Source organism: Nitrincola tapanii (assembly GCF_008368715.1).
In the GTDB taxonomy this organism is placed as follows: domain Bacteria; phylum Pseudomonadota; class Gammaproteobacteria; order Pseudomonadales; family Balneatricaceae; genus Nitrincola; species Nitrincola tapanii.
This window is the reverse complement of sequence record NZ_SMRS01000007.1, coordinates 235,250-247,042: the sequence shown is the minus strand read 5'-3', so window position 1 is coordinate 247,042 and position 11,793 is coordinate 235,250. Positions and strand designations below refer to the sequence as shown.

General features: G+C 51.0%; 13 protein-coding genes. 4 read left to right on the top strand and 9 right to left on the bottom strand.

Going from position 1 to position 11,793, the window contains the following annotated elements; genetic code table 11:
* Positions 1–175: 175 nt before the first annotated feature.
* From E1H14_RS10680 to E1H14_RS10665, 4 genes are all read right to left on the bottom strand, one after another.
* Positions 176–778: an HvfX family Cu-binding RiPP maturation protein gene (locus E1H14_RS10680; RefSeq protein ID WP_149391459.1), complete on the bottom strand. Its 603-nt coding sequence runs from the start codon at positions 776–778 to the stop codon at positions 176–178.
* An 83-nt stretch (positions 779–861) separates the two neighbouring features.
* On the bottom strand, positions 862–2,049 hold the full coding sequence (gene chrA, locus E1H14_RS10675) for a chromate efflux transporter (RefSeq protein WP_149391458.1): 1,188 nt from the start codon (positions 2,047–2,049) through the stop codon (positions 862–864).
* Positions 2,050–2,161: 112 nt separating this feature from the next.
* Positions 2,162–4,627, bottom strand: a complete 2,466-nt coding sequence (locus E1H14_RS13420) for a methyl-accepting chemotaxis protein (RefSeq protein ID WP_149391457.1) — start codon at positions 4,625–4,627, stop codon at positions 2,162–2,164.
* A 124-nt stretch (positions 4,628–4,751) separates the two neighbouring features.
* On the bottom strand, positions 4,752–5,996 hold the full coding sequence (locus E1H14_RS10665; RefSeq protein ID WP_149391456.1) for a BaiN/RdsA family NAD(P)/FAD-dependent oxidoreductase: 1,245 nt from the start codon (positions 5,994–5,996) through the stop codon (positions 4,752–4,754).
* A 72-nt stretch (positions 5,997–6,068) separates the two neighbouring features.
* Here E1H14_RS10665 and E1H14_RS10660 point away from each other — a divergent pair, with 72 nt between their 5' ends.
* Positions 6,069–7,658, top strand: coding sequence for an ABC-F family ATPase (locus tag E1H14_RS10660; RefSeq protein ID WP_149391469.1), 1,590 nt, complete (start codon positions 6,069–6,071; stop codon positions 7,656–7,658).
* A 6-nt stretch (positions 7,659–7,664) separates the two neighbouring features.
* Here the strand turns inward: E1H14_RS10660 and E1H14_RS10655 are convergent, their stop codons facing one another.
* Entirely contained in the window at positions 7,665–8,237 is a 573-nt protein-coding gene (locus E1H14_RS10655; RefSeq protein WP_149391455.1) for a glutathione S-transferase family protein, read from the bottom strand.
* Between the two features lie 162 nt (positions 8,238–8,399).
* Here E1H14_RS10655 and E1H14_RS10650 point away from each other — a divergent pair, with 162 nt between their 5' ends.
* Both E1H14_RS10650 and E1H14_RS10645 read left to right on the top strand, forming a co-directional pair.
* Positions 8,400–8,837 (top strand): YeeE/YedE family protein, encoded by a 438-nt coding sequence (locus E1H14_RS10650; protein ID WP_149391454.1) that lies wholly within the window; start codon positions 8,400–8,402, stop codon positions 8,835–8,837.
* 3 nt (positions 8,838–8,840) lie between these two features.
* A complete protein-coding gene (locus tag E1H14_RS10645; protein WP_149391453.1) occupies positions 8,841–9,263 on the top strand; it encodes a DUF6691 family protein in 423 nt (140 codons plus the stop codon).
* 16 nt (positions 9,264–9,279) lie between these two features.
* Here E1H14_RS10645 and E1H14_RS10640 read toward each other — a convergent pair whose 3' ends face one another.
* Positions 9,280–9,816, bottom strand: coding sequence for a redoxin domain-containing protein (locus E1H14_RS10640; protein ID WP_149391452.1), 537 nt, complete (start codon positions 9,814–9,816; stop codon positions 9,280–9,282).
* A 312-nt stretch (positions 9,817–10,128) separates the two neighbouring features.
* Between E1H14_RS10640 and E1H14_RS10635 the strand changes: the two genes are divergently transcribed.
* The gene (locus E1H14_RS10635) at positions 10,129–10,587 is read left to right on the top strand and encodes a hypothetical protein (protein ID WP_149391451.1); all 459 of its coding nucleotides are present in this window, start codon (positions 10,129–10,131) and stop codon (positions 10,585–10,587) included.
* Between the two features lie 255 nt (positions 10,588–10,842).
* On the opposite strand, the gene E1H14_RS10630 is transcribed toward E1H14_RS10635, so the two are convergent.
* The 3 genes from E1H14_RS10630 to E1H14_RS10620 form a co-directional block, all read right to left on the bottom strand.
* Positions 10,843–11,022: a hypothetical protein gene (locus tag E1H14_RS10630; protein WP_149391450.1), complete on the bottom strand. Its 180-nt coding sequence runs from the start codon at positions 11,020–11,022 to the stop codon at positions 10,843–10,845.
* Positions 11,023–11,199: 177 nt separating this feature from the next.
* Entirely contained in the window at positions 11,200–11,496 is a 297-nt protein-coding gene (locus E1H14_RS10625; RefSeq protein ID WP_149391449.1) for an addiction module antidote protein, read from the bottom strand.
* A gap of 1 nt (position 11,497) precedes the next feature.
* Positions 11,498–11,791 carry a type II toxin-antitoxin system RelE/ParE family toxin gene (locus E1H14_RS10620; RefSeq protein ID WP_149391448.1) on the bottom strand — a complete coding sequence of 98 codons (294 nt, stop codon included), beginning with the start codon at positions 11,789–11,791 and terminating at the stop codon, positions 11,498–11,500.
* Positions 11,792–11,793 lie beyond the last annotated feature (2 nt).

Below are 11,793 nucleotides of genomic sequence, written 5' to 3'. Positions count from 1 at the left end.
TAACCTTGCTCTGTGATCTGCTTAACGGCTTGGATCTTAAATTCTTCGGTAAATCGCTGATTCATTGTTCCCCCTAGGACGCTCAATTGTAAATCAATTAAGTGTCTAGAGAAGGCTGGTCGATTCAGGAAGTTCCTTCTTGTATAGGCACGAAAAAACCACCTTGCGAATCTCCCTAGGAGGTTAATTTTCTGCGAATCCAATAATCAGCGCTTACATAGCGCCCCCCTCCTGTAAAAAAGAGCGTCAGCAACATGACAAAATACGTTGCAGCAAACTCAATACCATTATTCAGAATGACCCAATTTCCATGTTGAGTTAGCCATGAATAATGGCCATGTGTCCGCAATATTTCACGCCCTCTTTGCAGCTGCTCAGTGGCTGCTAAGACTCGGTCATTCGCCAACCAACTGCTGGCATCTGATATCGCTAACCAACCGTAATCCCAATGTACTGTCACTGCCGCAACCAGCATCGTGATCATCAAAGGAATACTGACCCAGCGTACAGCCAAGCCAATCACTAAAAGAATCCCTCCAAAAAACTCCGCTCCACCGGCCAAAGCTGCCATTAAATGCGGGAGAGGCAAGCCTAACCCCCAATCTGGATTCGCGAACCAGGCCACCGTACTCTCAAAATTTGCTAACTTATTCCAACCCGCTTGAATCATAATCGGAGCAAGATAAAGTCGTAACAGAAGCGGAGCCAATCCATCAAAATGACGTATCGAGTTTAAACATATCGCATACTTTTCATGTAGCCGCTTTAAAGTGTTCATGCTTTGCATCTCCTCAGAAAGTGCTAACTCACCTATTACTGGGTCGTTTGTTCAAGCACTTTCCTTACAGATGCTAAGGGGGATTAGAAAAATAAAGCACCGGCAAACGCACAAAGCGGCACCAACAACCAAACTGGACAGCGCCAGAAAGTCAGCGCCACCCAAGCAAAGAGCGCCAGCGCTAGATGCTCTGGTCGCTGCACACTGGTGATCCAAACAGGCTGATACACAGCGGCTAGAAGTAGCCCCACCACAGCGGCATTCACTCCCGCAAGAGAGGACTGAATCCAATCCAGCGTGCGCAGTCTTTGCCATGCCGGCAATACGGCCAGGATCAAGAGATAAGAAGGCAAAAAGACGGCAATGAGCGCCAGCATCCCCCCCATCACCCCACCTAAGCTTGATGTTGATGCTGCGCCAAGATAACCCGCAAAGGTGAAGAGCGGGCCGGGCATCGCCTGCACCGCGCCATAACCTGCCAAAAACACCTCATGACTCACCCGCCCAGTTTCCACCATCTCCTGCTGCAACAAAGGCAAAACAACATGGCCACCCCCAAACACCAGGGAACCCGCACGATAAAAGCTATCAAAAAGCAAAAACAGATCTGCTGAAGTGACCCAGGCCAAAATAGGAAGGAGTATCAGCAGCGCAAAAAACACACCGAGAATGGACCAGCCCATCCGGCCAGTTTGTGCCTGATCAGTCGCCGCAGGTGGATGGGCCGAGCTTAGTTTGAAGAGATAACCCGCTAAGGCTGCGATCAGTAAGATGATCACAGGCATACCGAGCCAGGGCCAGATCAACATCAAACAAGCAGAAAAGAGCATAAAACTGACCCGCATTCCATCGGGACACAGGCTCCGCGCCATCCCCCAAAGAGCTTGTACGATGACGGCCAGCGCTGCGATTTTTAATCCCTGTAGCCAACCACTTTCTAGCGCCTCACTCCAATACACCACACCGAGCGCAAAAAAGATCATGAACAGCGCGGAAGGCAGCGTAAACCCTAACCAAGCGGCCAGAGCACCTGGATGGCCTGAGCGCATCAGCCCTAACGCCATACCCACTTGGCTACTGGCAGGACCTGGAAGAAACTGACACAGCGCGACAAGGTCGGCATAAGCTCGCTCATCCAACCAGCGCCTGCGCTCAACAAACTCGTGCCGGAAGAAACCTATATGCGCCACCGGCCCACCAAACGAGGTCAAACCCAGTCGCAAAAAAATCAAGAAAATCTGCCAAGCACCTGTTTTTGAATTCGATTGCATGCTCAATAATGACCGCTCAGTGAATCAACTAAAAAGCCGATACCAAATGGTTAAAACCCGTTGATCAGACAACGACTTTTAACCACCCAGTATCGGCTTGAACCCTAAAAAATCAGCTCAGATAAGGAAGCGCACGACTCTCTATACCTGCCTGTGCATCCAAGCGAAAACGTGATACGGCCTGCTTTAAACCTTCCGCCTGCTCCTCTAAGGATTCGGCAGCGGCAGCCGCTTGTTCAACCAGTGCGGCATTCTGTTGTGTCACATCATCCATCTGTGTCACCGCCTGATTGACCTGTTCAATGCCCTGACTCTGCTCATCCGAGGCGGCAGAAATCTCACTCATGATATCCGTGACACGTTTCACCGAGGTGACAATCTGTTCAATTGTTTTACCGGTAGCTTCTACCAGCTGACTGCCTTCGTTCACCGTCTCCACCGATTCCACGATCAAATCTTTGATCTCTTTTGCCGCCGCCGCTGAGCGCTGAGCCAAAGCACGCACCTCACCGGCCACCACCGCAAAGCCTCGCCCTTGTTCACCGGCACGAGCCGCTTCCACAGCCGCGTTAAGCGCCAGGATATTGGTCTGGAAAGCGATACCATCGATCAAGGTGGTAATTTCTGAGATTTTATGTGAGCTGGCCGCAATACTGTGCATGGTCGCTACGACATCGCGTGCCTTATCACCGCCCATTTCCGCCACATCACTCGCACTTTTCGCCAACTGGTTGGCTTCACGCGCATTATCGGCATTTTGTTTCACCGTAGCCGTTAACTCTTCTAAGCTACTGGCGGTTTCTTCCAGGCTGCTGGCTTGCTCTTCAGTACGCTGAGAGAGATCGGTATTACCGGCTGCGATCTCACTGGAGGCGGTGGAGATGGCATCCACGGCTTCGACAATTTCACCGACTAAGAGATGTAACTGCTGCACTGTGGTATTCACCGCGTCTTTAACCACACCCAATTCACCGGGATAATCGGCATCAATCGTTTGCGTCAGATCACCCTGAGACTGAGCGACCACCACACGCATAATGTCATCAAACGCATTTTCCAGTGAATCCATCGAGGCGTTGATGCTCTGTTTCAGCGTTTGCAGATCACCACGCGCCTCTACATCCACACGCTGCTCAAAATTGCCTGCGGCCATCGCCACCATGACCTGGTTGACCTTATTTAACACCCCATCCAAGCTCTTGAGCGCCGCTTCGACACGTGCGCTGAAAGCCGGCGGCACACGCGGGTCCATACGAATATCAAACTGGCCTTGATGCAAAGCACTCATCACTTTACCCAGTTCGTCCATCATAAAGGACACACTCTCAGCACTGGCGTTCACACCTTCTTTTAGAGCGTTGAGATCCCCTGGATAATCCCCCTGCATACGTTGAGAGAAATCGGCGGCGGCAATCGCGGCAACGGTATGATTTGCTTCCTGCAAGGCCTGATCAGTTTGCGCCAACAAACGGTTCAGGGCACGCGCAACTGAACCTATCTCATCTTGCGCCTGATCCGGCAGACTGACTTTAAACTGGGCGCTATTCGAGACCTGTGTAATGGTGGCCACCATAGCGTTCAAAGGTTGAGACACGCCACGCTGAATTACCCCCACCAAGACCCAAAGAACAATCGCCAAAACACTTAAGGCCAGAGCCACCAATAATCCAATGGTTTGCACCGAATCCGTCAGAGATTGATCTCCCATCCGCAACAACTCAGCCGCCACCTGATCTTCCAGTGCTTTTAAGGCATCGATACGCAAGGTAGTGGTGGCAAACCAATCCGCTGAGGTGTAATCCATCGCCTGATCGGTGCCATAACGTTGACGGGCGTTATCGCGCATTAAAGCCACGCGCTGAAACGCCTCGCTTTTTTGAATGCTTTCCAGCGCTTCACGCAAAGACGGCGAAACCAGCTGACTGAACTCATGCAGTTTGTTTTGTTGAATCGCGCCTAATTCGATATAACGCACAAAGCCTTCAACCGTGAAACGCCCCGCCGCAAAACCCACGTTACCGGTTGCGCGCTCTAAACCAGCAGCTTCTTTGGCTTCGGCTAACAAGAACATGGCACGTGATATCAAGGCGATATCAGCTACAGGCACTGTACCATCGAGGAAGCCAAGCCCCTGTGTGATACTACTCGTATAAAAACTCAACATGTCCGGCGGAGCTATACGCAACGCTGTGGCCTCTTCACGCACTCCAGGAAGACGCTGCAAAGCTTCATTAAATGCCGTGATGTAACCGGCTTGTGCGGTCGGCAAGGTATCAATTTGCACCGCGTTTAAACGCAGCCTTAAAGCTTCAATCGCTCGATCAGAATCCTGACGCTGGACGATCACAGCATCACGGTTAATCGCCCCCCGCGAGGCCAGATAACCGGCAGTTAAACCGCGCTCTTTTTGCAGCTCATGCACCACCGCCGAGACGCGGTTTCCAATATCCAGCACGATCTGCATATTAGCCATATCTGTTTTAATCTTCTGTGCATTCCAGATATGCGCACCAATCGCCGCAACGATACAAAGCACAAGAATCGCCAGAGCGATATTTAATTTGCGTGTAATGGTCACACCCGTTACTCCATCACCCTACCCTTCAGATGTTTGAAACACCTTAACGGATAGATTAATTATAAAGTTAAGGAGATCTTAGCATCTCAACGCGATTTTGGTATGACCTAAATCATAGTCTGACTTAAACATACTGTCCGGCACACCAGCCACTGGCCCAGGCCCACTGAAAGTTATAGCCGCCTAACCAGCCGGTTACATCCAGAACTTCACCGATAAAGAACAAGCCCGGTTGCGTTTTCGCTTCAAACGTTTTTGAGGAGATGGCATCCGTTGAAACCCCACCCAGGGTGACCTCTGCGGTTTTGTAACCCTCTGTTCCAGCAGGCCAGCACGGCCAAGCATGGAAAGCATCCGCCAAGATCTGAATATCTACCTTACTTAACTCCGCCAGAGGTTTACTGGCCAGGGTTTGCAGGCCTGGCAAATCCAACCAGACCTGTACCAAACGCTTCGGTAAGCGTTGCGCCAGAAGTGTTTTTAACTCCGCTTTACGTCCCTCTTTCTGCCAAGCCTGCAGTTGCTCCACCAAGGATTCACCTGGCAGCAGATCGATAGTGACTTTTTCACCTGGCTTCCAATAGCTGGAGATTTGCAAAATCGCCGGGCCGCTTAGACCTTTATGGGTAAACAACAAAGCTTCTCTAAAGCTCTGTTTCTGACAGCTGACTTCGACCGGCAAAGCCACACCCGCCAAGGCTTGGACTCGCGCTAACCATTCCCCGTTTAACACAAAGGGCACCAAAGCTGCCTGCAAATCGGTCACCGCCAGACCAAACTGTCGCGCCAAATCATAGCCAAAACCACTGGAACCCAAAGTAGGGATGGACAAGCCCCCTGTCGCCACCACAAGGGACTCGCAATACACCACGCCACGTGCCGTGTGGAGTCGATAGCGCGCACTGGAGCAGTCAGCGCTCTGACAGTCGGCGCTCTGCTCGCTCAAAGCACTGACCTGATGCACAACACAGCGTGTTTCGATTTGTACCCCACCCAGTTCACATTCGGCCAGAAGGATATTCAACACATCCTTAGCACGATGATTACAGAACAGCTGGCCAAGGGTTTTTTCGTGGTATTCCAAAGCATAACGATCCACCAACTCGATAAAATCAGCTGAGGTATAACGCCGCAGTGCTGAGATACAAAAATGATGATTCGCTGACAGATAGTGAGTGGGCTCCACCTTAAGATTGGTGAAGTTACACCGCCCACCACCCGACATCAGGATCTTTTTTCCGACTTTATTAGCATGATCCAGCACTAAAACGCGTCGCCCACGCTGCCCCGCTGTGGCCGCACACATCAAACCCGCCGCTCCGGCTCCAATCACAATTACATCAAAAAATTCAGGAAGAGTGTCCGGCATGATGAGTTGTCCGCAGAAAAAACCTGTACTATAGCACGCTCTTTTATCAACCTCCCTGACTGGACCTTCTCCTTGATCTCCACGGCTAATCTCACCATGCAATTTGGGCCTAAGCCCCTTTTTGAAAATGTCTCGGTTAAATTTTCTCCGGGTTACCGTTACGGCCTCATTGGCGCCAACGGTTGCGGTAAATCCACGCTGATGAAAATTCTCGGCGGCGATCTGGAAGCCTCGTCCGGCCAAGTGATGCTGCCTGCCAATACACGCTTAGGTAAACTGCGCCAGGATCAATTTGCGTTTGAAAACTGCCGCGTCATCGATACTGTGATCATGGGCCATGAAGCCCTGTGGAAGATCAAAGCTGAACGCGATCGCATCTACGGCCTGCCAGAGATGACCGAAGAGGACGGCATGGCTGTCGCCGATCTCGAAGTTCAGTTTGCCGAAATGGATGGTTACACCGCCGAATCACGCGCCAGCGAGCTGCTCCTAGGGCTTGATATCCCGTTGGAACAACATGAAGGCCTGATGAGTGCCGTTGCCCCCGGTTGGAAGTTGCGCGTCTTGCTAGCACAAGCGCTCTTTTCCGATCCCGATGTTTTGCTGCTCGACGAACCGACCAACCATCTGGATATCAACACCATTCGCTGGCTGGAGTCGATTTTAGTTTCACGTAACAGCACCATGATCATCATTTCCCATGACCGTCACTTTTTAAACCAAGTCTGCACCCATATGGCCGACTTAGATTATGGTGAGCTACGTCTCTTCCCAGGCAATTATGATGAGTACATGATGGCCGCCACTGCGGCTCGCGAGCGCTTGCTGGCCGACAATGCGAAGAAAAAAGCGCAAATCGCAGAGCTGCAAACCTTCGTCAGCCGTTTCTCTGCGAATGCTTCAAAAGCCAAACAAGCCACGTCACGTGCTCGCCAGATTGACAAGATCCAACTGGCCGAAGTCAAACCTTCCAGCCGTGTCAGCCCATACATTCGATTTGAGCAGCAGAAAAAACTGCATCGCCAAGCGGTGACACTCAAAGAATTAAGCAAGGGATTTGAAGGGCGTATGCTCTTCTCAGGTTTAAATCTACAAATCGATGCGGGAGAACGCGTCGCGATTATTGGTCCGAACGGTATTGGTAAAACCACCCTGCTACAGTGCTTAGCAGGCCACCTCAAACCGGACGCAGGTGAGGTCAAATGGACAGACAGTGCGGAAGTGGGTTACTTCGCCCAGGATCACAGTGCCGACTTTGCCGTCGACGCCACGCTAGGAGAATGGATGGCACAGTGGACGCAAGGAGGCGATCAGATGGTACGCAGTGCACTCGGCCGCATGCTGTTTTCAGGTGATGAAATCACTAAATCCATCAAGGTGTTATCAGGGGGTGAGCAAGGCCGCATGCTGTTTGGCAAGCTTTCACTGCTCAAACCCAATGTATTAATGATGGATGAACCGACTAACCATCTGGATATGGAATCCATTGAAGCCCTCAACCTTGCTTTGGAGCACTACCCTGGCACGCTGATTTTTGTCAGCCACGACCGTGAATTTGTGTCCTCCCTAGCGACACGGATTGTCGAGCTCAGTGCTGAAGGCATCACCGACTTCAGCGGCAGCTATGATGACTATCTGCGCAGCCAGGGTGTTCAGGTTTAGCCCAGGTTAAAGGCGTGGATCGGTCGCCTTAACAATCGGCCGATCCCGTTCGCTCTGGTAAAAAGCCTGTAAAGCCGGATAGGCCTCCAGGCTAAACAGCTCGCGAAAGAGGAGCCAGTCCAACAGACTAAACAGCGCCATAGCGGGATAATTCCAGTGCGAAAAATCGCCTACCGCAGCCTGTTGTTCTAAGACTGCAAAGGTGCTGGTGATACGTTCACGCTGCAGATTAAAAAACAAACGGTCTTCTTCTACATCAAAACCGGATTTAGACAAGAGATACAATTCGATGAATGCATCACCTGCCGCATGAATCAAGGTCAGTGTATTTTCATCATCCACCGTGGTGACTTCACGTTGTAGCTGATGATTGAGATAGTGAAAAATTTCACGCGAATCAAACACGGCCTGCCAATCATCCACCAGCAAGGGGATTTTTAACGCCGGATTTAATTGACACAGACGCTCACGATCCTCCGTCTCGAAGATGTTGAGATGAATAAATTCATGCTCTACTTCCTCCATCCATAAACGTAAGCGCCGAACATAAGGGGACGTTTTGGAACCATAGAGTTTCATCAGTCTTTTCTCATTCTCATAATTATGACTGTTAATCGCCAGTTGAACTCACACTCTGCTGACCTGGACATGTCATCAGTATATGCCAAGCTTGCATTTAGCGTTGAAAACCGTAACCTTAGCCATCATATTAGAAATAACTAATCTAGAGGCATCTTCTGCATGGAAATTGTGAACTTCACCCCACTTCCGGCTTTTATCGGTGGTGCACTCATCGGCTTAGCGGCCGCGCTGCTGTTATACGCAACTGGACGTATTGCGGGCATCTCCGGCATTGTCGGCGGACTCCTTGCCCCGGTCAAAGGGGATCTGGATTGGCGGATCGTCTTTGTTGTCGGTCTGATTATAGGTGGCCTGATCTATCGCGCCCTCGGTCTAGCGCCCGGAGTGGAACAGATCGAAGCGGTTGTTTCGACACCCTGGCTGATCGCAGCGGGCTTGCTCGTGGGCATCGGCACGACGATTGGTACAGGCTGTACCAGCGGCCATGGGATTTGTGGCTTAGCACGTCGTAGCCCACGCTCTTTAGTCGCCACCCTCAGTTTTATGCTGAGCGCTTTTGTCACTGTCTACCTTGTTCGCCATCTATTCGGAGCCTAAACCATGTCACTTGTTATGACCCTTATCGCTGGCATTCTCTTTGGCTTGGGCTTATCTGTTGCACAGATGATTGATCCGGCCAAGGTAGTCAACTTCCTGGATCTATTGGGTACCTGGGACCCTTCACTGGCTTTTGTCATGGGGGGTGGACTTTTAGTCAATGCCATCGCGACTCCGCTGATCTTGAAACAGCCCAAACCCAAGTTTGCTGAGATCTTCCGTCTACCCACTAAAACGGATCTGGACGCACGCCTGATCCTCGGTGGATTGATTTTCGGGGTAGGTTGGGGCTTAGCCGGTTACTGCCCAGGTCCGATGATCACCTCGTTAAGTTTCGCAAACAGCGCGATTCTCACCGTTGTCTTGAGTTATCTCGTAGGCACCTGGATCAGCAAACGTGCTTTAGCGGCATGGGATCGACGCTAATTTTTGCGCCTTGACATCAACCGGACAAACCGGCCCACCAGAGCCTGACGCGTAACCCCCAGGGTGACGTCAGGCCGGTTTCGGTGAAGCGGATTCGACCTTGTGGATCCAGCACAAACATCACCGGAACACCGCGTACTCCATACGCCTGCGCCCAATATCCATGAGGGTCATTGACGACGGGTAAGGCCTGCCAGCCCTGCTGCTCAAGAAACGCTTGCACCTCGGCATCCTCTCCAGATTGCATAGCAAAGGTCACAACTGGATAGCGATCGACTAAATCCAATAACCAAGGCAGTTCCAGTTTACAGATCGCACACCACTGCGCCCAAAAAATCAGCAAACTTGCCTCGCCCTGTAAATGCTCTCGACTCACCCGCTCACCCGTTAAAGTCTGTGCGACAAAATCAGGCGCCAAGCCCTGACGCACCTCTGGCGCATGCACCGTCCGCAGCGCCAGCAAGAGCGCAATCACCAAGCCCATTTCCAACGGCCAACGCACCCAGCGTGAAGTGCGCCGATACCCTTGGCGAAGCTCTTGCCAACTTTTCATCTACCACTCCTGATTAGCCGCACCAAACCAATAAAATTCATATAGTTGAGAAATTATCATCATTAGGATGCAAATTAAACGCACAGCCAGGCTATTTGCCTAAGGAGGTAAATTTGCATCTTCAATCATATCGTCTCTCATTTCATTGTTAGTGTTTTTGATCGGCCCGTTAATGCTGGCCGGCGGCTTCCTGGCTTACTACTTACCCGCGATACCCTACATTTTCTGGATGTTTGGCATTCTGGGCTGGATGATTATGATTAGTGAGTCTTTGGTTGCTGCCCCTATCTGGCGGTTGAGGGGTTCCAGGTGGTGAATCACGCGATTACCGGCACGGGCTCTCAGGCATTTGGTTACGGGATATCTCAGTATTTTGCCTTTTTGTTTATGAATATCATTTTGATTGGTTTGGTGATCACTCTGGCGCACAAGTCTTACGAGATGATTTTTGACACCGCGGATAATGTCATGCGCTGGGTTGGCTTTGGATCACGTCCTTTAGGTGAGGTGCAAGGCGAGGCGTCGACGAATCGTGTGTACGCAGGTGCTGCGATGTATACACGTGATGCTTCGGGCGCAATGGTGGCGAAGGGAAGTCCAGGCGGGTCACCACGTGCTGCGGCCACAACCGGCGCTACAGAAAAATCCGAATCAACATCGTCTGCGTCCGTGAACAACTCTTCGGTACAGGGCGGGACCGATTCGACGGGACCAACGCAGACGCCTGCGGGGAGTGGGAGTGGTAAGGCAGGTGGAGGAAAACAACTCTAGTCTTTAAAAAAGATAAAGCCGGCATATTAGCCGGCTTTATCTTTACAGGATGAACAGTTATCTGAGGTTCTCAGGAGCTTTCGTTCCAAGGATTAACCCCCCATTCTTTCACAACCTCGTCTTTTTTTGCTTCGATTAAAGCCTGCCCTTCTTCGCTGGAAAGGTACTCTCCCGTTGTCTCATTGTAACGATCACGAACCAACTGAGTTTTCGCCCGACTAATGGCCTCAGATTCGATTGCGGATTGTTGCCAAGTTACAACGCGCTGCCGCAGGTCAGCCGCATGGCGTTGCCATTGACTGTTAAGCTCATTGGCGTGTCGAGTGCCTGTTCCAATTCCTCTGCCCGATTGCGCCATGAGTCGGCTGCGTAGGCGTTCTGATTTGCCAGATCCAGTCGATCACCGGCTAGGGTTGCGTAAAATCCAATACTCATGGCGTTCTCCTTTATCCATCACTGTGCTTAAGCCTAGTATAGCGCATATCAGAAGTATGCTGCTTAAACCTTCAATCCATCAATATAGAGTGTGAAAATTTTCACACTCTATCGGACGAGCTTAGAAATAAATGGGTAGCCGCTCGATATGCTATTGATCGAGCGGCGGCGTGATACTTAGTGGGCAGTGGAATGACTGACGGCTTTCAAGTCAATGTTCAGCGCCTTGAGGACTTTAAGTACAGTATCAAACTGAGGGTGTGAACCTACCCGTAATGCTTTGTACAGGCTTTCACGACCTAGGCCGCTGTCTCGGGCAAGCTGCGCCATACCGCGAGCCTTAGCAATATATCCAATGGCTCGAAGCAGTTCATCGTTATCGCCATCAGCCAACACTTGAGACAGGTATTCACTGATAGCCTCTTCGCTGTCCAGCACGTCTGCAAGATCAAACTCGGTTAATGTCTCTGACATTTCATAACTCCTTAGCCAGTTCCCTGGCGCGTTTAATATCGGCTTGCTGTGTCGATTTATCACCACCTGCCAGCAGCACCACTATCAACCCATTACGCATAGTGAAGTAGACTCGGTAGCCAGCACCTATGGTTACACGCAGCTCCGATATGCCTACACCCACCGATTTAACATCACCCAAGTTACCTGACTTCACCCGGTCAATACGCCGAGCTATGGCCACCTTGGCACGTAGATCACGCAATGACTGGTGCCACTTGGCAAAGGATTCTGTTTGCTGAATTAAATAGGCCATGG

Bases quoted from the DNA above. Each gene is read 5' to 3' on its own strand.
- E1H14_RS10680 (WP_149391459.1), bottom strand. From the start codon at position 778: ATGAACACTTTAAAGCGGCTACATGAAAAGTATGCGATATGTTTAAAC.
- E1H14_RS10650 (WP_149391454.1), top strand. From the start codon at position 8,400: ATGGAAATTGTGAACTTCACCCCACTTCCGGCTTTTATCGGTGGTGCA.
- chrA (WP_149391458.1), bottom strand. From the start codon at position 2,049: ATGCAATCGAATTCAAAAACAGGTGCTTGGCAGATTTTCTTGATTTTT.
- E1H14_RS10665 (WP_149391456.1), bottom strand. From the start codon at position 5,996: ATGCCGGACACTCTTCCTGAATTTTTTGATGTAATTGTGATTGGAGCC.
- E1H14_RS10645 (WP_149391453.1), top strand. From the start codon at position 8,841: ATGTCACTTGTTATGACCCTTATCGCTGGCATTCTCTTTGGCTTGGGC.
- E1H14_RS10620 (WP_149391448.1), bottom strand. From the start codon at position 11,791: ATGGCCTATTTAATTCAGCAAACAGAATCCTTTGCCAAGTGGCACCAG.
- E1H14_RS10630 (WP_149391450.1), bottom strand. From the start codon at position 11,022: ATGAGTATTGGATTTTACGCAACCCTAGCCGGTGATCGACTGGATCTG.
- E1H14_RS10640 (WP_149391452.1), bottom strand. From the start codon at position 9,816: ATGAAAAGTTGGCAAGAGCTTCGCCAAGGGTATCGGCGCACTTCACGC.
- E1H14_RS10655 (WP_149391455.1), bottom strand. From the start codon at position 8,237: ATGAAACTCTATGGTTCCAAAACGTCCCCTTATGTTCGGCGCTTACGT.
- E1H14_RS10625 (WP_149391449.1), bottom strand. From the start codon at position 11,496: ATGTCAGAGACATTAACCGAGTTTGATCTTGCAGACGTGCTGGACAGC.